Consider the following 22,502-nt stretch of genomic DNA (forward strand, 5'->3'; position numbering starts at 1 on the left):
TAACATGTTGCAACCTTACGCCTGGCGGCGACAGTTGTGGCGAATGGCGTTCTTCTACGCCCCCTTCGTCTTGGTAGGTTGGTTGACGAATTACCTCACCCTCTGCCTGCTGCTAGCCACCCTGCTGCACCTCGGCTGGCACTACCGCTTCCAGAAGCGGCTGTCAGACTGGCTGTGGCACGATCGCAGCCTGGTGCCCCCCAACGGCAGCGGCAGCTGGGAATACATCTTCAACGGCATCTACAAGCTGCAGCAGCGCCACCGGGCCCGGCGCCGCGAGCTGGCGGGTCTGATCCGCCGCTTTCGGGAGGGGGCCGAGGCGCTGCCCGATGCGGCCGTGGTGTTTCGCACCGATGGCAGCATCCTCTGGTGCAACCGGCTGGCGGAGCAGCTGCTCGGCTTTCGCTGGCCTGAGGATGCCGGTCAGCACATCGGCAACCTGATCCGCAATCCCGCCTTCGTCGCCTACCTCGGCAAGGGGCAGTATGACGAACCCTTCGAGATGAACTCCCCGATTAACGAGGAGAAGTCGCTCGAGTTTCGCATCATGCCCTACGCCGAGGATCAGGCCATGCTGGTGGTGCGCGACGTGACCCGGTTGCGCAGTCTGGAGAAGACCCGCAAGCACTTCGTCTCCAACGTCTCCCACGAGCTGCGCACCCCGCTCACCGTGCTCAAGGGTTATCTGGAGATGACCGAGGAGCCGCCGCCGCCCGCCATGTGGGCCAAGGCGCACAGGGTGATGATGGAGCAGACCATCCGCATGGACAATCTGGTCAATCAGCTGCTCACCCTGTCGCGGATCGAGGCGGCTCCGACCGTGGATCTGTCCCATCTGGTGGACATGCCCGCCATGCTGGGGTTGCTGGAGCAGGAGGCGCGGGCGCTCTCCGGGGAGCATGCGCACCAGATAGAGTTCAGGGTGCAGCCCGGCCTGCTGGTGCGAGGGGACAGGGATCAGCTGCGCAGCGCCGTCTCCAACCTGGTCTACAACGCCATTCACTACACCCCGGCGGGTCGCAAGATCAGCGTGGAGTGGCGCAAGCAGGGGGCCATGGCGTTGTTCGCGGTGCAGGACGAGGGGGAGGGGATACCGCCTGAGCATCTGGCGCGTCTCACCGAGCGCTTCTATCGGGTCGACAAGGCGCGCTCCCGCCACACCGGGGGGTCCGGGCTCGGCCTCGCCATCGTCAAGCACGCGCTGAGTCATCACGACGCCCAGCTCGAGATAGAGAGCCAGGTCGGCGTCGGCAGCCGCTTCAGCTTCCTCATCCCGGCGAGGATGGTGGTGAAATAGCCTCGGCAGCAATGCGTTAGCGTCATCAAGGGGGCCTCTGCGAGGCCCCCTTCTCATCTGCCAGCATCTGCCGCCATGTCATCAAAGTGTCACATTAAATCCATAAATTTGTCATTGCCAGGTCAGATACTGGCGCCGTCTTAAGAACAGACCTTCTGTCACTTTGGAGATAGAGGCTAGGGAATGAAACTCAACAATCTGACTGGTGCAGTCGGGTTGACCACCGCAAGACAGTGTTAATCGGCGCCATGTATTGGCAATAGCCTTCTGTAATTTTGGAGAGATTGGATGAAACTCAACAAACTGGCCGGTGTGATCGGATTCACCGCAGCAACCCTGTTTTCTGTCAGCACTCTGGCTGCCGGTGTGGATAAAGACCTGCCGGAATACGCCCCGACCAGCGGCATCTCGGGCAACCTGTCCTCTGTCGGCTCAGACACCCTGGCCAACATGATGACCCTGTGGGCCGAAGAATTTAAGCGCATGTACCCCAACGTCAACGTGCAGATCCAGGCCGCCGGTTCTTCTACCGCGCCGACCGCACTGACCGAGGGCGTCGCCCAGTTTGGCCCCATGAGCCGTGCCATGAAGGCCGGTGAAGAAGAGGCATTCGAGAAGCGTTACGGCTACAAGCCGACCGCCATCCGCGTCGCGGTCGATGCCCTGGCCGTGTTCGTCAACAAGGACAACCCCATCAAGGGGCTGACCATGCCGCAGATCGACGCCATCTTCTCCAGCACCCTCAAGTGCGGCGAAGCCAAGGCCGCCACCAAGTGGTCCGATCTGGGTCTGGATGGCAGCTGGTCCAGCAAGGATCTGCAGCTGTTCGGTCGCAACTCGGTATCCGGTACCTACGGTTACTTCAAGGAGCACGCCCTGTGTAACGGCGACTTCAAGAGCGGCGTGAACGAGCAGCCGGGCTCCGCCTCCGTGGTGCAGTCCGTCTCCTCCTCCCTGAACGGCATCGGCTACTCCGGCATCGGTTATGTCACCTCAGGCGTGCGTGCCGTGCCGCTCTCCAAGGATGGCAAGACCTTCATCGAGGCGACCTCTGACAACGCCATCACCGGCAAGTATCCGCTCTCGCGCTTCCTGTACGTTTACGTGAACAAGCATCCGAACAAGCCGCTCTCCCCGATGGAGCAAGAGTTTGTGAAGATGATCCTCTCCAAGGCCGGTCAGACCATAGTGGCCAAGGACGGTTACGTGCCTGTCCCCGCCAAGGTGGTCCAGGCCGACCTGAAGAAGCTGGGCCTGATGTAAGCCAGCGCCTCGCCAGTACAGAACAACGAGCCCCATGCGGGCTCGTTTTTATTGGCGCCATGGGATCTTTTTGGTCGCATGTCATGGCTGGCGGCTTGCACCGGACGGCGGCATTCCCGAAAATAGGGCAACTTCAAGGTAAAGGATCCCTTCATGCGCGCCTCTTCTCTGTCCAAAATCGGCCTGGTGGCTCTGTGCGGTTCGCTGCTGGCCGGCTGTGCCCAGTCGCCGACCGGCCGCAGCCAGATGCTGCTCTTCTCCCCCCAGCAGATGAACCAGCTGGGGGCCGACTCCTTCGATCAGATGAAGAAGCAGGAGAAGGTGAGCAAGGATGCCAGGCTCAACGCTTATGTCTCCTGCGTGGCCAAGGCGATCACCGCCCAGGTGCCGGCCAGCTACGGCATCACCAGCTGGGAGGTGGTGGTGTTCGACTCCAAGGAGGTGAACGCCTTCGCCCTGCCTGGCGGCAAGATCGGGGTCTACAGCGGCCTGCTCAAGGTCGCCAAGAATCAGGATCAGCTCGCCACCGTCATAGGTCACGAGCTGACCCATGTGCTGGCCCAGCACTCCAACGAGCGTCTCTCCCGGGATCAGTTGACCGGCATCGGGCTGGCGGTGGCCGATGTGGCCCTGGGCAGCAGTCAGGGCGGCGGCGCCACCATGGCGGCGCTCGGACTCGGGGTCCAGGTGGGGATCACCCTGCCCTATGGCCGTGAACAGGAGAGCGAGGCCGATCGGCTTGGGCTGGATCTGATGGCCCGTGCCGGCTTCGACCCGGCCCAGGCCATTCCCCTGTGGCAGAACATGAGCGCGGCCTCCGGTGGCAAGGCGCCGCCCCAGCTGCTCTCCACCCACCCGAGTGATCAGAACCGCATCGCCGAGCTGCAGGCCCAGCAGGCCGAGGCGCAGCCCCTGTATCAACAGGCCCGCGCCGCAGGTCTGACTCCTCAGTGCAAGGCATAAGTCTGCGCATGGCCCGCCCCGCTGACGCCGCCGCCATGACGGTGATGCAGCGGGCCAGCTGGCTGGCGGCCTATGGCAAGGTGCTCGGGGAGGCGCCGCTGACCCGGCTGGCGGTCACCGCGCACCTGCGGGTGTGGCGCCACCGGCTCGCCGAGCCGGGCCCCCATCCCATGCTGCTCTGCCTGGGGGAGCTGGTCATCGGCCTGCTCTATTGGCAGCCGGCGCGGGAGGGGGCGCTGATGACGGCCCGCATCCTGGCGTTTTACCTGCATCCCGACCATTGGTGTCAGGGCCACGGCAAGCGGCTGTGGCAGGCGGTGGCGATGCAGATGCGCCGGGAAGGCTGCGAATGCGTCAGGTTGTGGCTGCTGGATGGCAACGACATCGGGGAGCGCTTCTACCAGCGCCGCGGCTTCATCTTTGATGGCCAGGAGCGCACCCTGCAGAGCTTCGGGCAACCCTGCCTGCAGCGACAAATGTTCCGTTTGCTTTGAGCTGGCTCCCGTTTTTGGCCTCCGGTCACTTTATTTTTTTTGCGAATTAATACAATGTGCCCCTTCTGGACAGACTGAGGTGACCCGGTTCACCGGCAAGGGAGTGTGGGCATGTATTACGGCTTTGATATTGGCGGCACCAAGATAGCCTTCGCGGTCTATGACGGCGGCTTGAATCTCTGTCACGAGGAGCGCATGAGCACCCCGGGTGACGATTATCAGGGATTGCAGCAACTCATTCTCGCCAGGACCCTGGAGGCCGACGCCCGGTTTGGCACCAGAGGGGCGGTCGGCATCGGTTTTCCCGGCATCCTCAATCGCCACGATCGGAGCATAGTGGCCGCGAACCTGCCCGCCATCCATGGCCGTCATCTGGGGGCGGATCTGGCGACCCTGCTGGGTCGTACCGTCAGTGTCGACAACGACGCCAACTGCTTCCTCTGGTCCGAAGTGCAGCAAGGGGCTGCCGCCGAGGCGGAGAGCGCCCTGGGGGTGACCATTGGCACCGGCATCGGCGGCGCCGTCTATCTGGTAGGCAGGCTCATCCAGGGGCGCAACTGGCTGGCGGGGGAGATAGGCCATTACCCGCTGCCGGCCACCATCCTGATGAAGTATCCCGACCTGCCTCGTCCTCGCTGCGGTTGTGGCCGCCTGGTCTGTTTCGAAACCTATGCCTCCGGCACCGGCCTGGAGCGGCTCTATCATCATTTCCACGGCGAGCGGGCCAGCGGCCACCAGATCGTCGCCCGCGCCGATGCCCGGGAGCCCAGCGCTCTGGCGGCCATCGACTGCTGGCTGGAGATCATGGCCGCCGGGCTCGCCACCGCCATCTCGGTGATCGATCCCGAGGTGGTGGTGCTGGGGGGTGGCCTTAGCGGCCTGCCCGCCCTCTATGAACAGTTGCCGCAGCGCCTGCCCGGCCATCTGCTGCCCGGCGTCGCCCTGCCGGCGATCCGCCAGGCCCGTTTCGGCGGTGCCGGCGGGGTACGCGGTGCGGCCTTGCTCAATTTATGAGATCAGACACAGGGTCTGATCTCCCCGGAATAAGGAGTCATCATGACCCGTCTTGAAATCTGTATCGACAACCTGGAATCCCTGTTTACCGCTCAGCAGGCTGGCGCGGATCGCATCGAGCTCTGCTCTGCGCTGGGACTGGGTGGTCTCACCCCCTCCTATGGCTTCATGCAACAGGTGGCGCGCCACGCGACCATCCCGGTGTACGCCATGATCCGCCCCCGCGCCGGGGATTTCTGTTTCAGTGCCGCCGAATTCGAGCTCATGCTGCTGGATGTGGCCGCCGCCCGTGCCGCCGGCTTGCAGGGTGTGGTGGTGGGTCTGCTGGACGAGGCCGGCCGGGTGCCCGCCGCTTTGCTCCAGCAGCTGGTCGACGCCGCCGGCCCCCTCGGCGTCACCTTCCATCGCGCCATCGATCTCAGTTCCGACTGGCGCGCCGATCTGGAGACCATAGTCGCGGCCGGCTGTGAGCGGATCCTGAGCTCTGGCCATGCACCGACCGCCCTGGCGGGTCTGGAGACCCTGCAGGCCATGCAGCAGACGCTGGCGGGTCGCGCCAGCCTGATGCCGGGGGCCGGGGTCAATGCGGACAACGTGCGCACCATCCTCGAGTTCACCGGGGTGAGCGAGGTGCACATGTCCGGCATGGGCTGGCGCGGCGGCATGGTACCCCACGGCGTCAACATGGGCACCTCGGACGACGGCCGGGTCAATATCACCGACGGCGCCAAGGTGGCGGCGGTGCGGGCGCTGCTGGACGCCTGACGAGAGTGGTTAGCTCTTGAGGAGATCGCCGCCAATGGGCGGCGTTCGCCTCCGGCTGGTGTGAACTCTCTCCCACCGGCGGGGAAATCAGGGCCGGCGCCGGCAGCACCCCGGGAAAAAGTCTGATATCATCCCGTCTCTTTTACATGCCTCATTACTTGGATCTGGAGCTACATCTCAATGTCCCAATACGACTCTATCGAACAGAAGGCCAGCTATGGCATCGGCCGCAACATGGGTGATCAACTGGCGCAGCAAGCGTTCGCCGGTCTGGATATCCCGGCCCTGCAACAAGGTCTGGCAGATGCCCTGAATGGTCTGGAGTTCGCGGTCAGCCGTGACGATATCAACGATGCCTTCCAGGTCATCACCGCCCGCATGCAGGAACAGCAGGAAGCCGTTGCCAAGGCCGCTGCCGGTGAAGGCGAAGCCTTCCTGGCCGACAACGCCAAGCGCGCCGACGTCAAGGTGACCGACTCAGGTCTGCAATACGAAGTCATGGTGGAAGGCGATGGCGCCGTGCCGGTGGCCGGCCAGTCCGTGCGCGTGCACTACCACGGTACCTTCACCCACGGTGGCGTGTTCGACAGCTCAGTCGCCCGTGGCGAGCCGGCCGAATTCCCGGTGACCGGCGTCATCGCCGGTTGGGTGGAAGCGCTGCAGATGATGCCGGTAGGCTCCAAGTGGAAGCTCTACATCCCGCACGATCTGGCCTACGGTGCCCGTGGTGCCGGCTCCATCCCGCCGTACTCCGCACTGGTATTCGAAGTGGAGCTGCTGGACATCCTGTGATCCGGCTGGCTTGATGCAAACGGCGACCTCAGGGTCGCCGTTTGTTTTTGGGGCCTCGGGGCCGGGCAATGGGCAGATGCCCGGGTTATAGTCAGGGCTTCTCCCTGGAGTGCGACCATGGCAGCCATCATCGAGGTCATCGACCTTATCAAGCACTTTCCCGGCGTCAAGGCGGTGGATGGCCTCAGCTTCGCCATTCCCGCCGGCAGTTGCTTCGGCCTGCTCGGGCCGAACGGGGCGGGCAAGACCACCACCATAGAGCTGCTGGAGGGGATCCTCACCCCGGACAGCGGCCAGATCCTGTTTCATGGCGCCCCCCGCGGCCCCGATTACCGCTCCCGTATCGGCATCCAGTTTCAGCACACGGCGCTGCAGGATTTCCTGACGGTGCGCGATACCCTGCGTCTGTTTGCCAGTCTCTATCCCAATCCCCTGTCGCGGGAGCTGCTCATCGAGCTGTGTGCCCTCGGCGAGTTCATCGATCGGGACAGCCGCAAGCTCTCCGGCGGCCAGCGTCAGCGTCTGCTGCTGGCGCTGGCGCTGCTCGGCGATCCCGAGCTGCTGTTTTTGGACGAACCCACCACAGGGCTGGATCCCCAGGCGCGTCACCACTTCTGGCAACGCATCGAGGCGATCAAGGCCCAGGGCAAGACGGTGGTGCTCACCACCCACTACATGGACGAGGCGCAGCAGCTGTGCGACCGCATCGCCATCGTCGACCACGGTCACCTGCTCAGCCTGGATACGCCGGCGGCCCTGCTGGCCCGCCACTTCGACGGCGTGCTGGTGCGGCTGATGGATCACCCGGCCCTCGCCACCCTGGGCCATCCGCTGCAGCGCCATGGCGATCAGGTGGAGCTGAGCTGTCCAGACGTGGCGGCCCTGTTGCCAAGGCTGCTCAGCCTGGGGGTGCCGCTGACCGGCATGCAGGTACGCTCCCCCAATCTGGAGGATCTCTTCCTCTACCTGACCGGCCACAGCCTGAGGAGTGGCTCATGAACGGATCGATGAGGTGCATCGGCGGGCTGCTCTCTGCTCGCAACCTCGAGGGTTTCTTCCTGTTCCTGACCGGCCACAGCCTGAGGAGCGGCGTATGAGCGGATCGATGAAGCGTATCCGGGCACTCTTCCATGCCCACAACCTCGAGGATCTCTTCCCGCAGCGGGTCGGCCATAGCCTGAGGAGCGGCGCATGAGCGGCTCGGTGAAGCGTATCGGCGCACTCTTCCATGCCCGCAACCTAGAGTTTGTGCGAGACAGGGCGGCGCTGATCTGGAACCTGGCCTTCCCCCTGCTGCTGGTGATCGGCTTCTCCCTCATCTTCTCCGGCCCCCCCAAGCCGCTGGTGCAGATCGGGGTGCTGGGGGCGCTGCCCGCCGCCTACCAGCCCCTCGGTGCCATTCCGCTGCTCAAGCTGATCCCCTATGAGGACGAGGGGAGGGGGCGGCTCAAGGTGCGCCATCATCAGCTGGATCTGCTGCTCTCGCCGGCGCAGGGGCGCTATTGGGTCAACCCGGATGCGCCCCAGGGGGCCATGGCGGAGTACCTGCTGCGCCAAGCTGTGCTCATGCCGCTGCAGAAGGAGACCCTGAGCGGCCAAGCCATCCGCTACGGCGACTGGCTGCTGCCCGGGGTGATCGGCATGAACCTGATGTTCTCCGGACTGTTCGGGGTCGGCTTCGTCATAGTGCGCTATCGCAAGAACGGGGTGCTCAAGCGATTGCGGGCCACCCCGCTGTCGGCGGCCGAGTTCCTCTGTGCCCAGCTGTTGTCGCGCGTCCTGATCACCCTGGTGGTGAGTCTGCTGGTGTTTCTGGTGGCGTACTGGCTGCTCGACGTCCCGCTGCTCGGCTCGGGTTGGTTGCTGCTGCTGATCGCTCTGATCGGTGGCGCCGCCATGGCCTCGCTCGGGCTGCTCATCGCCGCCCGCATCCAGAACGAAGAGCTGGCGAGCGGTTTGCTCAATCTCATCAGTCTGCCCATGATGTTCTTATCCGGCGTCTGGTTTTCGCTGGAAGGCTCTCCCCCCTGGTTGCAGGCAGTGGCGGCGCGTTTGCCGCTCAGTCAGATCATCGATGCGGCCCGTGCCGTGATGCTGGAGGGAGCCGGTTGGCAGGAGGTGGCGGGGCCCCTGGCCCAGGTCGTCCTGTTCGCCCTGGTGTGTGTCACGCTGGGGGCCGCGCTGTTCAAATGGAGTGCAAAATGAAGTCAATGTGGTGGTTGCTGCTGCTGGTTGCCACGCTGCCGGTGAGCGCCGGTACCCTGCGTTGCAAGAGCGCCCTGCTGACCGAGGGGGATACCACGGCCGAGCTGCTGATCCGCTGCGGTCAGCCGATGCTCAGGGAGGACCTGACCCGTTACGAGGAGAACGGCTTTGGCGCCAGGATGACGGTCAAGTATGCCGAGCGCTGGACATACAACTTCGGCAAGAGCGAGTTCATGCAGTTTGTCACCGTCGAGAACGGCGTCATCACCGAGATCGAAGACGGCCCGCGCGGCGGCTGATCCCCTGGCCGTCCGGCTGCATTATCACAGAGCCAGTGCGGGCAGGGGGCCTGCCGAGTCAATGGCAGCTCCGCCAATGGCGTCCCCTAGCGCCGGAAAGCCACAGGGTCATCGCGCTCTTCACCGCCACTCCCATTCCTGCCTTTCAGGGTCAACGCTCCCTGTGTTGGAGCCTGCTGACAGAAATCTGAGCTTAATGAATCTGTTATGAGGCCACTTCGTTGCCCCACCACGGTGCAGTCGCATTTTGTCGAAAAAATAATCCTCATGGAATGAATGGCCTATGACAGCAGGCTATTTGGTCGATAAGGGTCTATTTTCTATTCAAATGGTGCACCGCGAGCGGTTTAAACATTTTGTGCTGTTGCACCAGAAGTGGGCCAGGTTGCACCGATTGACAGGTTTTTAACCGGCTGGATAAGCTGCAAAAAGCAGAGAAAACCAAGGCATCTGATGAGGTTTGGGGTGCCAACTTTGAATCAAACCACAGGGAAGAGTGACATGAAGCAGATACACAAGGCAGGTATGGTGATAGTGCTGTCGCTGACGGCGGCCAATGTCTGGGCGGATGGGACCCTGGACGCGGTCAAGAAGAAGGGGTTCGTGCAGTGCGGGGTCGGCGATGGCCTGCCCGGATTCTCCAACCCGGATGCCAAGGGCACCTGGACCGGGCTGGACGTGGATGTCTGTCGCGCCGTCGCCGCCGCCGTGCTGGGGGATGCCGGCAAGGTCAAGTATGTCTCCCTCACCGCCAAGGAGCGTTTCACCGCCCTGCAATCCGGTGAGGTCGACCTGCTCTCCCGCAACACCACCTGGACCCTGACCCGTGACGGTTCGCTGGGCCTGACCTTCGCCGGCGTGAACTACTACGACGGTCAGGGCTTCCTGGTCAACAAGTCCCTCGGGGTCAAGAGCGCCAAGGAGCTGGACGGCGCCGCTGTCTGTATCCAGTCCGGTACCACCACCGAGCTCAACCTGGCGGACTACTTCCGTGCCAACGGTGGCATGAAATATACCCCAGTGGTGTTCGACACCTCGGATCAGACCGTCAAGGGATTCGAGGCGGGGCGCTGCGACGTGCTGACCTCGGATCAGTCCCAGCTCTATTCGCTCAGGATCAAGCTGTCCAAGCCCGGAGAGGCCGTGGTGCTGCCTGAGGTGATCTCCAAGGAGCCGCTGGGCCCGGCGGTGCGGCAAGGGGATGAGCAGTGGTTCAAGGTGGTGCGCTGGAGCCTCTACGCCATGCTCAATGCCGAGGAGGCGGGGGTCACCAGTGCCAACGTGGATGAGATGCTGAAATCCACCAATCCGGACATCCGCCGTCTGCTGGGGCTGGAAGAGCCCAAGGGCGCCGTGCTGGGGCTGGATGACAAGTGGGCCTACAACATCGTCAAGCAGGTCGGCAACTACGGCGAGTCGTTCGATCGCAACGTGGGGGCTGGGTCTCCGCTCAAGATCGATCGAGGCATCAACGCGCTGTGGAACAAGGGGGGCCTGATGTATGCCCCGCCCATCCGCTGAGTCGATGAACTGCCGGGGGGCCTGGCCCCCCATTTCTCTCTTGCCTTGGCCATGCCGGAGTCATCCCTATGGCGTTACATGCACCGAACCAGAGGAAAGAACAGGGCCGCTGGTGGTATGACGCGAAGGTACGGGCTCTGATCTTCCAGTGCCTGGCCGTTGCGGCCGTGATCGCGTTTCTGTTCTACATCATCAACAATGCCCTGACCAATCTGGCCACCCGTGGCATCACCACCGGCTTCGACTTTCTGGGCAACACCGCCGGTTTCGGCATCTTGCAGAGCCTGATCCCCTACGACGAGACCTATACCTTCGGTCGCACCTTCGTGGTCGGCCTGCTCAATACCCTGCTGGTGTCGGTGCTCGGCATTCTGTTTGCCACCCTGCTCGGCTTCGTGCTCGGGGTAGCCCGGCTGTCGAGCAACTGGCTGGTGGCCAAGATTGCCACCGTCTACATCGAGACCTTTCGCAACATTCCGTTGCTGCTGCAGATCTTCTTCTGGTACTTCTCGGTGCTGCGCACCTTGCCCTCGCCGCGCCAGAGCGTAGAGCTGGGAGAACTCGCCTTCCTCAATGTGCGCGGCCTGTATATCCCCAAGCCCCTGTTCGAGGATGGCTTCGGTTATGTGCTGTGGGCGCTGCTGCTGGCGCTGCTGGTGAGCTGGGGCCTGCGTCGCTGGGCCCGTCGCCGCCAGGAGCTGACCGGCAGGAGCTTCCCGGTCTGGCTCTGCTCCATAGGCCTGCTCATCCTGCTGCCACTGCTCACCTTCCTGCTGGTGGGGAGCCCGCTCTCCTGGAGCATCCCGACCCTGCAGGGCTTCAACTTCAGGGGCGGGCTGACGGTGCTGCCCGAGCTGGCCGCCCTGCTGCTGGCGCTGACCATCTACACGGCGGCCTTCATCGCCGAGATAGTGCGCTCCGGCATCCAGGCCATCAGCAAGGGGCAGACGGAGGCCGCCTCCGCGCTGGGGCTGTCGCCCACCAAGACCCTGCGGCTGGTGGTCATCCCGCAGGCGATGCGGGTCATCATACCCCCGCTCACCAGCCAGTATCTGAATCTCACCAAGAACTCTTCGCTGGCCACCGCCATCGGCTATCCGGATCTGGTCTCGGTGTTCATGGGCACCACCCTCAACCAGACCGGGCAGGCGATCGAGGTGATCGCCATGACCATGGGGGTCTATCTGCTCATCAGCATCACCACCTCGGTGCTGATGAACATCTACAACCGCAAGATGACGCTGGTGGAGCGCTAGGGAGGCAATATGTTTGTGAATGAGTTGCAAGAAGCGCTGCCGCCGCCCAGCAATCGTCGAGGGATCCTCGCCTGGATCAGGCAAAACCTGTTCCCCAACTGGTGGAACGGCCTGCTGACCCTGGGGCTGGCGTACCTGCTGTTGCCGGCTATCTGGTCCGCGCTGTATTGGGCCCTGTTCTCGGCCAACTGGCTGGGGAGCAGCCGTGCCGATTGCGTGCAGGGAGGGGCCTGCTGGATCTTCATCGAGAGTCGGCTGGGGCAATACCTCTACGGCTTCTACCCGGTGGATCAGTACTGGCGCATCAACCTGGTGTTTGCCGGGCTGGCCGGGCTGCTGGCGTTGCTGATCTGGCCAAGGACACCCCGCAAGGGCTGGCTGGCGATCTTTACCCTGCTGGTGTTCCCGGTCATCGCCTTCCTGCTGATCCACGGCGGGGTTGGCCTCGAGGTGGTGGAGACCAACCGCTGGGGCGGGCTGATGCTGACCCTGGTGCTGGCGGTGGTGGGGATAGCGGTGGCGCTGCCGTTCGGGATCCTGCTGGCATTGGGGCGCCGCTCCCACATGCCGGTCATCTCCAGCCTGTCCACCGTCTATATCGAGTTCTGGCGGGCGGTGCCCCTGATCACTGTGCTGTTTATGGCCTCCGTCATGCTGCCACTGTTCATGACCACCGAGGTGGAGCTCGACAAGCTGTTGCGGGCCCTCATCGGCATCATATTGTTCCAGTCGGCCTATGTGGCCGAGGTGGTGCGCGGCGGCCTGCAGGCGATCCCCAAGGGGCAGTATGAGGCGGGGGATGCCCTTGGGCTCTCCTACTGGAAGGTGATGGGGCTCATCATCATGCCGCAGGCCCTCAAGATCACCATCCCCTCCCTGGTGAACACCTTCATCTCCCTGTTCAAGGACACCAGCCTGGTGCTGATCATCGGCCTGTTCGATCTGCTCGCCATCTCCAAGGTGGCGTTGGCAGATCCGGCCTGGCTGGGGTTCTCCACCGAGGCCTATGTGTTCATCGCCATGATTTTCTGGATGTTCTGTTTTGGTATGTCCCGCTACTCCATCTATCTGGAGAACAAGCTCAACACGGGTCACAAGCGTTAGGAGTGATTGCAAGATGACAACAGAGATGATGGCCGCGCTCAAGGCCGCCTATCACAAACGGCATGGCGACTGTCATATGCAGCGCAATATCGCCCGACAGGGGTGGAATGGGGAAAAACGGGTAATGGGAGCACAGAACCAGCGCTCACAAGCTTCGGGAGTAGCTTCAACATGACAACGGACACCGTGGTTTCACTCAAGGACGTCAACAAATGGTATGGCGAGTTCCATGTGCTGCGTAACATCAACCTGCAGGTGGGCAAGGGGGAGAAGATCGTCATCTGCGGGCCATCCGGCTCGGGCAAGTCCACCATGATCCGCTGCATCAACCGGTTGGAGGAGCACCAGAGCGGTGACATCCTGGTCAGGGGCACAGTGCTCACCTCGGATCTCAAGCACATAGAGACGGTGCGCAAGGAGGTGGGAATGGTGTTCCAGCACTTCAACCTGTTCCCCCATCTGACCGTGCTGGAAAACTGCTGTCTGGCACCCATCTGGGTCAAGCAACTGCCCCGCAAGGAGGCCGAGGAGATCGCCATGACCTTCCTGCGCCGGGTCAGGATCCCGGAGCAGGCGCTCAAGTATCCGGGTCAGCTGTCCGGCGGGCAGCAGCAGCGAGTGGCCATCGCCCGCAGCCTCTGCATGAACCCGCAGGTCATGCTGTTTGACGAGCCGACCTCGGCGCTGGATCCCGAGATGGTGCGCGAGGTGCTGGATGTCATGGTGGAGCTGGCCCATGAGGGGATGACCATGCTCTGCGTCACCCACGAGATGGGGTTTGCCAAGCAGGTCGCGGATCGGGTGATCTTCATGGACAGAGGCCAGATCATCGAGGAGAACGTGCCGGATCAGTTCTTCGACCATCCCCAATCGGAGCGCACCAAGCTGTTCCTGTCCCAGATCCTGCAGCATTGAGCGCCGACGGCAGGGCGCGATAAAAACGCCCGCACGATCGACGATCGGCGGGCAAAGACGTACATGGAAGCAGACTACCAACGGAAAGGAGTATGTCAGCCCGGCAACAGGGCGGTGGTGCGCAGATCGCGCACCGCCAGGTTGATCTGCCGGGCCAGGCGCAGCGCCTGATGGCAGCTCAGGGATTTCAGATCGATGATCCCGCCCTGAAACTCGAAGCGCCCCAGCGCCTCTATCATGAAGCTACCGTGATGGAAGCTCTTGATATAACGGGCAATCTGGCGTGGAGACAACTGCTTGAACACCTTCATGGCAAAACACCCTGTTGCTTGGACAGGGCACACTATGCCGCGCTCCCGTGACACTGATGTGACATTTTATAAAGGGTTGTATGAATCCTTCTTTCGGCGTTATCGCGCCCTGCGAAGCGGCGTCTCTGGCCGTGAAAAAAGGGTGCCTCGGCAGGCCGCTGCCCCGATATACTGCGGGTCATCGATGAGTTCAATGAAGGTGTCGCGAGTGGAGTGGGTGGACGTAGTGGATGCGCAGGATAGGGTGATCGGGGTCGCCGAGCGGGCCAAGGTGCGGCGGGAGAATCTGCGTCATCGTGCCAGCTATATCCTGGTGCTCGATGAGGCTGAGAGGGTGCTGGTGCAGCGCCGTACCCTCGGCAAGGACTTCTGCCCCGGCATGCTGGACGCCTGCGCCGGCGGCGTGGTGACCCAGGGTGAGCAGATGGAACCCTCCGCCCGGCGCGAGCTGGCCGAAGAGCTGGGTATCCGCGAGGTGGCGTTGCAGGCGTTTGGCACCTTCTACGCCGAGGGTGAGGGCTATAGGGTCTGGGGCGGGCTGTTCAGCTGCTGCTATCAGGGGCCGCTGCAGCTGCAGGCGGAGGAGGTGAGCGAGGTGCACTGGATGAGCCTGGCCGAGATAGCGGCGCGGGCCGCCGAGTTCACTCCGGATTCCCTCCTCGCCATCGCAACCTGGCAGGCACGGCGGCACGGGTGAGCCGGTGTCGCCCCCTCCAGGGTTGGAGTAGACTGAGACTTCTTCCCTCCACTTAAGGACGAGACATCATGATCACTGTCGGCCAATCCCTGCCTGCGGGCGAATTCACCTTCCTGACTGCCGAGGGCAAGCAGGTGCAGGACAGCCAGGCCCTGTTTGCGGGCAAGAGAGTGGTGCTGTTCGCGGTGCCCGGCGCCTTCACCCCCACCTGCTCCAATGCCCATCTGCCCGGTTACGTGGTGCTGGCCGACCGGTTCAAGGCGCGCGGGGTCGATGTCATCTATTGCCTCTCGGTGAACGACGCCTTCGTGATGAGGGCGTGGCAGGAGGCCCAGAATGCCGAAGCCATCACCATGCTGGCGGATGGCGACGGCAGCTGGACCCAGGCCCTGGGCTTGGCCAAGGAGACCGGCGCCTTCGGTGGCCTGCGGGCGCAACGCTTCGCCCTGATCGCCCAGGACGGCGTGGTGCAGCAGCTGTTCGTGGAGGCGCCGGGCAAGTTTGAGGTGTCCGATGCCGAGAGTCTGCTGGCCGCGCTCTGAACTGTTAATCATTGTTTGATTTCACCTTGAAATAGCAAGGCGGCTCGCTACACTGAGCCCACTTTTGGATGGAGCCAGGCTAGCAGCCTGGCTCTCGTGTTTGCAGTCGATGGGATAGAAGAATATGACCCTGGCTTTTGTTGCCCTGATTGCCGGACTGGCGCTGCTGGTCTGGAGTGCGGATAAATTTGTGGACGGCGCCGCCGCGACCGCCCGTTATGCCGGCATGCCACCGCTGCTGATCGGCATGGTGATCATAGGTTTTGGTACCTCGGCCCCGGAGATGGTGGTCTCCGTGCTGGCGGCGGCTCAGGGTAACCCTGGGCTGGCCCTCGGCAACGCCTATGGCTCCAACATCACCAACATCGCGCTGATCCTGGGTCTGACCGCCCTCATCAGCCCCATCGCCGTCTCCTCCCAGGTGGTACGCAAGGAGATCCCCATCCTGCTCGGCATCACCCTGCTCTCAGGTGCCCTGCTTATCGATGGCCACCTGGGTGGCACTGATGCGCTGATCCTGGGGGCCGTGTTCCTGGTGCTGATGGGTTGGTCCATCTGGGCCGGCATGACCGGCAAGGGAGATGCGCTCGATGCGGATATCGCGGACGATATCAGCAGCGAGGGCATGTCGCTCAAGCGCGCCATCGTCTGGCTCCTGGTTGGCCTGGTGCTGCTGATCGCCGCCTCCCGCCTGCTGGTGTGGGGCGCGGTGACCATAGCCCAGGCGCTTGGCATCAGCGATCTGGTGATCGGCCTGACCATAGTAGCAGTGGGGACCTCGCTGCCGGAGCTCGCCTCCTCCCTCATCGCCATTCGCAAGAAGGAGCACGATCTGGCGCTCGGCAACGTGCTCGGCTCCAACCTGTTCAACACCCTGGCCGTGGTCGGCATCGCCGCCGGCATAGCGCCGCTGGATGTGGACTCTGTGGTGCTTTCCCGTGACTGGAGCCTGATGATGGGGCTGACCCTGTTGCTGCTGATCATGTGTCTTGGCCGCAAGGGGCAGGGGAGGATCAACCGCTGGGAAGGGGGCCTGCTGCTCGCTATCTTCGTGGCCTATACCTCCTGGCTGCTGGGTAGCCAGTTCCTCTGAGGCCAGAGTGGTGCAGAGATAGATACGAAGAGGGGGAAGCATTTGCTTCCCCCTCTTGTTTGGTGCAATCCAGGCCGGATCAGGCCACCGCCACCAGCTTCTGCTTCTGGGCGCTGTCCAGGATCAGGATGCTCGCCTTGGGGAAGAAGTTGAAGGTGGAGGCCGAGGCCCAGGTGTAGGCCCCCATCACCCGACCGATGACCAGCTCGCCGATCGCCAGATCCGGCAGCATGATGCCGTCGCGGATCACGTCCACGCTGTCGCAGGTGGGGCCGGAGAGCACGGCGTTGTGCAGCTCGCCGTGGGCATAGGGAGTGCTCACCGGGTAGGTGACGTGATCATAGAGCTGACCGTTGTAGCTGCCGTAGAGGCCGTCATCCAGGTAGTACCAGATCTTGTCACCGCGGTGGGCCTTGCCCATCACGCTGGACACCGAGGTCATGGCCGGCGCGCTGATGAAGCGGCCCGGCTCGGCGATCTTCTGCACGGTGGCGGGCAGCTTGGCCAGCGCCGCGCGGATCGGGGCGCAGAAGCCGTCGATGTCGAACTCGCCACCCTCATAGTCCACCGGAAAACCGCCGCCGATGTCCAGCACCCAGGGCTTGAGCCCGAGATCCCAGGCCTGCTCCATGATCTCGCGGCAGGCGTCGATGGCCTGCACGTGGCGACGGGAGTGGGGGACCTGGGAGCCGACGTGGAACGACAGCCCCATCACCTTGATGCCCTTGGCCTGGGCCAGTTGCAGCAGCGGCAGCGCCTGCTCCGGGGTGCAGCCGAACTTCTTGGAGAGATCGACCTTGGTCTCCGGGTTCGGGAAGCTGACTCGCAGCAGCAGCTTCACCTCGTCCTTGTAGGGAATGAACTTCTCCAGCTCCAGCGGGTTGTCATAGACAAACACGGTGCAGCCGAACTCCAGCGCATAGCGGATGTCGCTGTCGCGCTTGATGGGATGGGTATGAATACAGCGTCCCGGGCGAACCCCTTGGCTGCGCACCAGATCCACTTCGCCATTGGTGGCCAGATCGAAACAGGCCCCTTCTTCCTTCAAGACAGAGACCACCGCCTCATGGGGCAGGGGCTTGAGTGCATAGTGCAAGCGCACATCGGGCAGGGCGGCGGCCAGGGCCCGATACTGTTTGCGGACGGCTGCCTTGTCGAGCAGCAGCAGGGGGGAGCCAAATTGTTCAACCAGCTGACGGTAATCTTGTGCGATCAGGGTCTCGTTCATTCTGTTTTGAAAGTCCTTAGGGGGCAGGTCTGCCCTAGCCTTGGTTTGTTGAGACGGCAGCGGCCGGCTCAGGCGAGTGGTCCGGAGGGACCCACCAGGCACAATGCATAACTCCTCGGCAAAGTGCTTAGTTATGCGCGGGATTATCGGCTTATTGCGTTTCTGTGCAAGCATTTTGATTGGATATGTTGGCAAGTTTTTCTGGTCGAGACGAAAGATGCTGTCGATATGCAACGAGGTGGCGAAGCTGTCTCGAGAATGGGTCGAATGAAACTCGGTAAGCTGTTGATAGTTAACGAACAAGTAACATTCTTCTGGATGCTGGCGCCAGTGGAAAAAAAGCGCGGCCCCGGGCGGCCGAGCGGGAGACAGCTCACAGTTTTTGGATTACCATGCCCGCTTCCTAATCCAAACTAGTTCGGATGAAGGTAGCAGGAGAGCGATGGGGGACCATCCACCGAAGAAGTGAATCTTTCAGGTACCGGGCAACCGGTGTGGACTGCTACTGGACGATACTCTGGAGAGACCCGTTAGATCGGGCGCCGAAGGAGCAAGGCACCATGACTGCATCGCAGGCTGGTGTCGGAAACTCTCAGGCAAAAGGACAGAGGGGATGGGATGGTTGTACCTGGGCTTGGCCCGCATCCGATCACCTCTGGCGATCGCGACACCTATGGGAAGATCATCCTTCTCCTCCTTAATTGTTGTTTTTTAAGGAGGATGCATGTCATCAATTCAATCGGCGTTAACCGCCATCGATAGCTTTATCTGGGGTCCGCCCCTGCTGATCCTGCTGGTCGGGACCGGTGTCTATCTCACCCTGCGTCTGGGTTTGCTTCAGGTCGTGCGCTTGCCGCTCGCCCTGCGACTGGTATTTGGCCGCGATCAGGGCCAGGGCAAGCAGGGGGATGTCTCCAGCTTCGCCGCGCTCTGCACCGCGCTCTCCGCCACCATAGGCACCGGCAACATAGTCGGGGTTGCCACCGCCATCAAGCTCGGCGGCCCGGGTGCCCTGTTCTGGATGTGGATGGCGGCCCTGTTCGGCATGGCGACCAAGTACGCCGAGTGTCTGCTGGCGGTCAAGTATCGCCAGCAGGATGCCAACGGCCAGATGGCGGGTGGCCCCATGTACTATCTGGAGAAGGGGCTCGGCTCCAAGCCGCTCGCCAAGCTGTTCGCCCTGTTTGGCATAGGTGTCGCCTTCTTCGGCATCGGCACCTTCCCCCAGGTCAACGCCATCTCCGACGCCATGAGCCTCTCCTTCTCGGTGCCCCGCGAGGCGACCGCCGTGGTGCTGACGCTGATAGTGGCGCTGGTGACCCTGGGGGGCATCCAGTCCATCTCCAGCGTGTCGAGCAAGGTGGTGCCCTTCATGGCCATCTTCTACATCCTCGCCTGCGCCGGGGTGCTGGTGAACAATGCCGGCGCCCTGCCGGAGGCGGTGATGTTGGTCATCAACAGCGCCTTCACCGGCCATGCCGCCACCGGCGGCTTCGTCGGGGCCGGCATCATGCTGGCGATCCAGTCCGGGGTGGCGCGCGGGGTCTTCTCCAACGAATCCGGCCTCGGCTCTGCCCCCATAGCGGCAGCGGCGGCCAAGACGGATTCCTGCGTGGAGCAGGGGCTGGTCTCCATGACCGGCACCTTCATCGACACCCTCATCATCTGCACCATGACCGGCCTGACCCTGGTGGTCACCGGCGTCTGGAGCGGGGACCTGAGCGGTGCCGCCATGACCAGCGCCGCCTTCGCCCAGGGGCTGGATGCGCAGATAGGCCAGTATCTGGTGAGCATAGGGCTGCTGTTCTTCGCCTTCACCACCATCCTCGGCTGGAACTACTACGGCGAGCGCTGCACCGAGTACCTGTTCGGGGTCAAGGCCATCAAGCCCTACCGCCTCATCTATCTGGTGCTGGTGGCGAGTGGCGCCTTCCTCCATCTGGACATGATTTGGCTGCTGGCCGACATCGTCAACGGCCTGATGGCGGTGCCGAACCTCATCGGCCTCATCGGCCTGCGCCACGTGGTGATCGCCGAGACCCGCGCCTACTTCAGCCGGGATCTGGATGCGGAATCCGAGCCCCAGACTGCATGAGTCTCTGTTGGGATCCCATGCTGTGACAGCCGAGACCCTGGTCTATTGCTTCAGCCGGGACCAGGATACCGAGTCGGAGCCCGAGCCGCAGACGGCCTGAGCCTGTCTTTGCTCCGTGCAGGAAATGACAAAGCCACGACCCCGGTCGTGGCTTTTTCGTTGGCGCCCTAGTGGTTAGCTCCCCTGCCCGTTGGAGAAGGGCAGGGGCCTAGCCGCCGGTCAGCAGCGTCTGCAGTCGCCGCCGGACCTGCGCCACCAGCTCCTCGGGACTGCCCTGCCAACCGATCTGCTGTGCCAGCGTGGTGGAGGTGCCGGGCAGGAAGCGCAGCTCTCCGCCCGCCAGCTCATAGAAGCGGCTCGCCATCCGGGTTCCCTCGTCCAGATCCCCCGCCACCAGCAGCATGGCCTGGGCCAACACGGCGCCGCCGTGATCCTGGGCCGGCGCCAGCCAGCGCTGGGCGGTACCGGTGATCTTGCGACCCCCGATCACCAGATTGTACTGACCGTCGCAAAACGAACCGGGTACGAAGTCGTAGCCGCCCTGCAGGCCATAGTCCGCCAGCAGGGCCAGCAGCGGCGCCCCCAGCAGTTGGTAGTAGTGGCCAAGATCCGTGGTGGTGCGCGGCAGCAACAGGGAGAGGTTGAGGATGCCGGCGCCGTGGGGCACGGCGGTGCCCCCGCTGTCGCGCACATAGACGGGCCAGCCCTCGGCGGCGAGTTGCTCGCAAGCGCTTTGATAGTGGGGCAGCCGCATGTCCTTGCGGGTGACGATGAGGCACTGGGGTGCCTGCCAGAGGTGGGCACCGGCCTGACCGTGGCGGGCGCAGTCGCGCAGCCACTGCTGCTCCTGGGCCAGCACGAGATCGGGGGGCTGGGGAGTGGATGGCGTATCCGGTGTCGGGCTGAGCAGGGAGTAGGGCATGGCGGCCTCCGGCGGCAGTGGTGCCAGCACAGTACCCGCGGGGAGGGGCAAGGTAAAGCCCCGCACGGCGGGGCTTCAAGGGGAGGAGGTCTGACCCGATCAGCGGCTGGTGTTGGCGCGAATGGGCAGCAGCAGGTTCATGATGATGGCGGTCAGTCCGCCGGTGGCGACGCCGTAGGAGAGCACGCTTCGGGCCAGCTCCGGCAGGTGCTGCAGCACCTCGGGCACCTGCGCCACCCCCAGCCCCATGGCGATCGACACCGCCAGTATCATCAGGGCGCGGCGGTCCAGCTCCTCGCGGGAGATGATGCGCACCCCGGCGGCGGCTATGGTGCCGAACATGACGATGGTGGCACCGCCCAGCACGGGCTCGGGGATCTGCTGTACCAGGCTGGCCACCGCCGGGAACAGGCCGAGCAGGGCCAGCATGGCGGCGATGAAGAGGCCGACGTGACGGCTGGCCACCCCGGTCAGCTGGATGACGCCGTTGTTCTGGGCGAAGGTGGACATGGGGAAGGTGGAGAAGACCGCCGCCAGCATGGAGTTGGCCCCATCGGCCAGCACGCCGCCCTTGATCCGCGCCATGTAGACGGGACCGTCCAGCGGCTCGCCGGAGATGTCGGAGGTGGCGGTCATGTCGCCTATGGCCTCCAGCGCCGTCACCACGAAGATGATGGCCAGCGGCACGAACAGCTGCCAGTCGAAGCCGAGGCCGTAGTGCAGGGGGATGGGCACCATCACCAATGGGCCCTCGAAGATTGGCGCGCTCACCTTGCCCAGCAGCAAGGCCGCCCCATAACCCACCAACATGGCGATCATGATGGCGGAGAGGCGCAGCCAGGGATTGCGACTGCGTTGCAGCAAGACGATGAGGCCGAGCACCAGCAGGGAGAGGAAGAGGTTGCTGTGGCTGGCGAAGCTGCCGTCGGCCAGGGCGCCATAGCCGCCGCCCATGCTGATGAGACCCACCTTGATCAGGGTCAGACCGATGAGCAGCACCACTATGCCGGTCACCAGCGGGGTGATCACCCGCTTGACCAGATGCAGGAAGCGGCTCATCACCACTATGGTGAGGGCGGCCGCCAGCATGGTGCCAAACAGGGTGCCCAGCAGATCCTCGGTGGGCATGGCGGCCTGCTTGAGGGCGAGGCCTGAGGCGATGATGGGGCCGAGGAAGTTGAAGCTGGTGCCTTGCACCGACAGCAGGCCGGAGCCGAGCGGGCCGAAGCGGCGGGTCTGGATGAAGGAGGCGATGCCGGACATGACCAGCGACATGGAGACGATATAGCGGGTGTCGGCGGCGGGGAGGCCGAGGGCATTGGCGATGATGAGGGGCGGGGTGATGATGGCGACAAACATGGCGAGCATATGCTGCAGGGCGGCGAACAGGGTCTGGGGCAGGGGGGGAATATCGTCGATGCCGTAGACCAGTTCGCTGTGGGCTCGCCTGGGGGGATGTGCCTCTAGGGGGGCGCGCGTGGCGGCTGCCTGTTCCATAAATACCTCAAAAAATGGTGGGGAGGGGGATAAAATTGGGCGCTATTGTAGTGGCTGAGATGAGGCTGACCAGCGCTAATTGAGCGGGATCGGGTTTATTTCTGGATGGGTTGAAACGTTTGCGCGCGGCGATTATGATCCGCCGGTTTGTGTGACGGTGCTCGCCCTCCAATGGTCACTGTCGCATAGGGTTTTGAGGCTGCACGGCGTAGAATGAGCCCTCGTCTGT

Annotated in this window: 22 protein-coding genes and 1 riboswitch; of the genes, 18 read left to right on the forward strand and 4 right to left on the reverse strand. The window is 63.3% G+C overall.

Annotated features, from left to right (window positions below; genetic code table 11):
• The first annotated feature begins 4 nt into the window (after nt 1–4).
• From phoR to KW821_RS00690, 14 genes are all read left to right on the forward strand, one after another.
• Nucleotides 5–1,297 carry a phosphate regulon sensor histidine kinase PhoR gene (gene phoR, locus KW821_RS00625; protein ID WP_042654000.1) on the forward strand — a complete coding sequence of 431 codons (1,293 nt, stop codon included), beginning with the start codon at nt 5–7 and terminating at the stop codon, nt 1,295–1,297.
• Between the two features lie 288 nt (nt 1,298–1,585).
• Nucleotides 1,586–2,560, forward strand: a complete 975-nt coding sequence (locus tag KW821_RS00630) for a PstS family phosphate ABC transporter substrate-binding protein (RefSeq protein WP_042653999.1) — start codon at nt 1,586–1,588, stop codon at nt 2,558–2,560.
• Nucleotides 2,561–2,713: 153 nt separating this feature from the next.
• Entirely contained in the window at nt 2,714–3,523 is an 810-nt protein-coding gene (locus tag KW821_RS00635) for a M48 family metallopeptidase (protein WP_218289901.1), read from the forward strand.
• Nucleotides 3,511–4,017 (forward strand): GNAT family N-acetyltransferase, encoded by a 507-nt coding sequence (locus KW821_RS00640; protein WP_218289902.1) that lies wholly within the window; start codon nt 3,511–3,513, stop codon nt 4,015–4,017. Before KW821_RS00635 ends, KW821_RS00640 begins: the two co-directional genes overlap by 13 nt.
• A 111-nt stretch (nt 4,018–4,128) precedes the next feature.
• Nucleotides 4,129–5,031 carry an ROK family protein gene (locus KW821_RS00645; protein WP_218289903.1) on the forward strand — a complete coding sequence of 301 codons (903 nt, stop codon included), beginning with the start codon at nt 4,129–4,131 and terminating at the stop codon, nt 5,029–5,031.
• Between the two features lie 42 nt (nt 5,032–5,073).
• On the forward strand, nt 5,074–5,796 hold the full coding sequence (locus KW821_RS00650) for a copper homeostasis protein CutC (RefSeq protein ID WP_218289904.1): 723 nt from the start codon (nt 5,074–5,076) through the stop codon (nt 5,794–5,796).
• Nucleotides 5,797–5,976: 180 nt separating this feature from the next.
• On the forward strand, nt 5,977–6,588 hold the full coding sequence (locus tag KW821_RS00655; protein ID WP_042653994.1) for an FKBP-type peptidyl-prolyl cis-trans isomerase: 612 nt from the start codon (nt 5,977–5,979) through the stop codon (nt 6,586–6,588).
• A 117-nt stretch (nt 6,589–6,705) separates the two neighbouring features.
• Nucleotides 6,706–7,587, forward strand: a complete 882-nt coding sequence (locus KW821_RS00660; RefSeq protein ID WP_218289905.1) for an ABC transporter ATP-binding protein — start codon at nt 6,706–6,708, stop codon at nt 7,585–7,587.
• 192 nt (nt 7,588–7,779) lie between these two features.
• Entirely contained in the window at nt 7,780–8,793 is a 1,014-nt protein-coding gene (locus KW821_RS00665) for an ABC transporter permease (protein ID WP_218289906.1), read from the forward strand.
• The gene (locus tag KW821_RS00670) at nt 8,778–9,092 is read left to right on the forward strand and encodes a DUF2845 domain-containing protein (RefSeq protein ID WP_218289907.1); all 315 of its coding nucleotides are present in this window, start codon (nt 8,778–8,780) and stop codon (nt 9,090–9,092) included. The genes KW821_RS00665 and KW821_RS00670 overlap by 16 nt, the downstream gene beginning before the upstream one ends.
• Before the next feature lie 501 nt (nt 9,093–9,593).
• A complete protein-coding gene (locus KW821_RS00675; protein WP_042653990.1) occupies nt 9,594–10,613 on the forward strand; it encodes an amino acid ABC transporter substrate-binding protein in 1,020 nt (339 codons plus the stop codon).
• 68 nt (nt 10,614–10,681) lie between these two features.
• Nucleotides 10,682–11,869 (forward strand): amino acid ABC transporter permease, encoded by a 1,188-nt coding sequence (locus KW821_RS00680; protein ID WP_256353256.1) that lies wholly within the window; start codon nt 10,682–10,684, stop codon nt 11,867–11,869.
• A 9-nt stretch (nt 11,870–11,878) separates the two neighbouring features.
• Entirely contained in the window at nt 11,879–12,973 is a 1,095-nt protein-coding gene (locus KW821_RS00685) for an amino acid ABC transporter permease (RefSeq protein WP_218289908.1), read from the forward strand.
• Nucleotides 12,974–13,144: 171 nt separating this feature from the next.
• On the forward strand, nt 13,145–13,888 hold the full coding sequence (locus tag KW821_RS00690) for an amino acid ABC transporter ATP-binding protein (RefSeq protein WP_042653987.1): 744 nt from the start codon (nt 13,145–13,147) through the stop codon (nt 13,886–13,888).
• Nucleotides 13,889–13,983: 95 nt separating this feature from the next.
• On the opposite strand, the gene KW821_RS00695 is transcribed toward KW821_RS00690, so the two are convergent.
• The gene (locus KW821_RS00695) at nt 13,984–14,199 is read right to left on the reverse strand and encodes a DUF1107 family protein (protein ID WP_218289910.1); all 216 of its coding nucleotides are present in this window, start codon (nt 14,197–14,199) and stop codon (nt 13,984–13,986) included.
• A 184-nt stretch (nt 14,200–14,383) separates the two neighbouring features.
• Between KW821_RS00695 and yfcD the strand changes: the two genes are divergently transcribed.
• From yfcD to KW821_RS00710, 3 genes are all read left to right on the forward strand, one after another.
• Nucleotides 14,384–14,896 carry an NUDIX hydrolase YfcD gene (gene yfcD, locus KW821_RS00700; protein WP_371317589.1) on the forward strand — a complete coding sequence of 171 codons (513 nt, stop codon included), beginning with the start codon at nt 14,384–14,386 and terminating at the stop codon, nt 14,894–14,896.
• Nucleotides 14,897–14,964: 68 nt separating this feature from the next.
• Nucleotides 14,965–15,438: a peroxiredoxin gene (locus KW821_RS00705; RefSeq protein WP_218289911.1), complete on the forward strand. Its 474-nt coding sequence runs from the start codon at nt 14,965–14,967 to the stop codon at nt 15,436–15,438.
• Nucleotides 15,439–15,562: 124 nt separating this feature from the next.
• Nucleotides 15,563–16,531: a calcium/sodium antiporter gene (locus KW821_RS00710; protein WP_218289912.1), complete on the forward strand. Its 969-nt coding sequence runs from the start codon at nt 15,563–15,565 to the stop codon at nt 16,529–16,531.
• Nucleotides 16,532–16,610: 79 nt separating this feature from the next.
• Here the strand turns inward: KW821_RS00710 and KW821_RS00715 are convergent, their stop codons facing one another.
• A complete protein-coding gene (locus KW821_RS00715) occupies nt 16,611–17,759 on the reverse strand; it encodes a type III PLP-dependent enzyme (protein WP_042653982.1) in 1,149 nt (382 codons plus the stop codon).
• Nucleotides 17,760–18,266: 507 nt separating this feature from the next.
• Nucleotides 18,267–18,377: riboswitch (glycine riboswitch) on the forward strand.
• Between the two features lie 106 nt (nt 18,378–18,483).
• Between KW821_RS00715 and KW821_RS00720 the strand changes: the two genes are divergently transcribed.
• Nucleotides 18,484–19,854, forward strand: a complete 1,371-nt coding sequence (locus KW821_RS00720) for a sodium:alanine symporter family protein (protein WP_218289913.1) — start codon at nt 18,484–18,486, stop codon at nt 19,852–19,854.
• 208 nt (nt 19,855–20,062) lie between these two features.
• Here the strand turns inward: KW821_RS00720 and KW821_RS00725 are convergent, their stop codons facing one another.
• A complete protein-coding gene (locus KW821_RS00725) occupies nt 20,063–20,776 on the reverse strand; it encodes a protein ligase (protein WP_218289914.1) in 714 nt (237 codons plus the stop codon).
• Nucleotides 20,777–20,875: 99 nt separating this feature from the next.
• Nucleotides 20,876–22,273 carry a nucleobase:cation symporter-2 family protein gene (locus KW821_RS00730; RefSeq protein ID WP_218289915.1) on the reverse strand — a complete coding sequence of 466 codons (1,398 nt, stop codon included), beginning with the start codon at nt 22,271–22,273 and terminating at the stop codon, nt 20,876–20,878.
• Nucleotides 22,274–22,502 lie beyond the last annotated feature (229 nt).

Source organism: Aeromonas sp. sif2416 (assembly GCF_019218665.1).
In the GTDB taxonomy this organism is placed as follows: domain Bacteria; phylum Pseudomonadota; class Gammaproteobacteria; order Enterobacterales; family Aeromonadaceae; genus Aeromonas; species Aeromonas encheleia.

Coding starts and splice junctions, on each gene's coding strand:
- KW821_RS00655 (WP_042653994.1), top strand. CDS start 5,977: ATGTCCCAATACGACTCTATCGAACAGAAGGCCAGCTATGGCATCGGC.
- KW821_RS00690 (WP_042653987.1), top strand. CDS start 13,145: ATGACAACGGACACCGTGGTTTCACTCAAGGACGTCAACAAATGGTAT.
- KW821_RS00630 (WP_042653999.1), top strand. CDS start 1,586: ATGAAACTCAACAAACTGGCCGGTGTGATCGGATTCACCGCAGCAACC.
- KW821_RS00720 (WP_218289913.1), top strand. CDS start 18,484: ATGTCATCAATTCAATCGGCGTTAACCGCCATCGATAGCTTTATCTGG.
- KW821_RS00715 (WP_042653982.1), bottom strand. CDS start 17,759: ATGAACGAGACCCTGATCGCACAAGATTACCGTCAGCTGGTTGAACAA.
- KW821_RS00645 (WP_218289903.1), top strand. CDS start 4,129: ATGTATTACGGCTTTGATATTGGCGGCACCAAGATAGCCTTCGCGGTC.
- KW821_RS00665 (WP_218289906.1), top strand. CDS start 7,780: ATGAGCGGCTCGGTGAAGCGTATCGGCGCACTCTTCCATGCCCGCAAC.
- KW821_RS00670 (WP_218289907.1), top strand. CDS start 8,778: ATGGAGTGCAAAATGAAGTCAATGTGGTGGTTGCTGCTGCTGGTTGCC.
- KW821_RS00650 (WP_218289904.1), top strand. CDS start 5,074: ATGACCCGTCTTGAAATCTGTATCGACAACCTGGAATCCCTGTTTACC.
- KW821_RS00635 (WP_218289901.1), top strand. CDS start 2,714: ATGCGCGCCTCTTCTCTGTCCAAAATCGGCCTGGTGGCTCTGTGCGGT.
- yfcD (WP_371317589.1), top strand. CDS start 14,384: ATGAGTTCAATGAAGGTGTCGCGAGTGGAGTGGGTGGACGTAGTGGAT.
- KW821_RS00685 (WP_218289908.1), top strand. CDS start 11,879: ATGTTTGTGAATGAGTTGCAAGAAGCGCTGCCGCCGCCCAGCAATCGT.
- KW821_RS00730 (WP_218289915.1), bottom strand. CDS start 22,273: ATGGAACAGGCAGCCGCCACGCGCGCCCCCCTAGAGGCACATCCCCCC.
- KW821_RS00680 (WP_256353256.1), top strand. CDS start 10,682: ATGGCGTTACATGCACCGAACCAGAGGAAAGAACAGGGCCGCTGGTGG.
- KW821_RS00675 (WP_042653990.1), top strand. CDS start 9,594: ATGAAGCAGATACACAAGGCAGGTATGGTGATAGTGCTGTCGCTGACG.
- KW821_RS00725 (WP_218289914.1), bottom strand. CDS start 20,776: ATGCCCTACTCCCTGCTCAGCCCGACACCGGATACGCCATCCACTCCC.
- KW821_RS00660 (WP_218289905.1), top strand. CDS start 6,706: ATGGCAGCCATCATCGAGGTCATCGACCTTATCAAGCACTTTCCCGGC.
- KW821_RS00705 (WP_218289911.1), top strand. CDS start 14,965: ATGATCACTGTCGGCCAATCCCTGCCTGCGGGCGAATTCACCTTCCTG.
- phoR (WP_042654000.1), top strand. CDS start 5: ATGTTGCAACCTTACGCCTGGCGGCGACAGTTGTGGCGAATGGCGTTC.
- KW821_RS00695 (WP_218289910.1), bottom strand. CDS start 14,199: ATGAAGGTGTTCAAGCAGTTGTCTCCACGCCAGATTGCCCGTTATATC.
- KW821_RS00710 (WP_218289912.1), top strand. CDS start 15,563: ATGACCCTGGCTTTTGTTGCCCTGATTGCCGGACTGGCGCTGCTGGTC.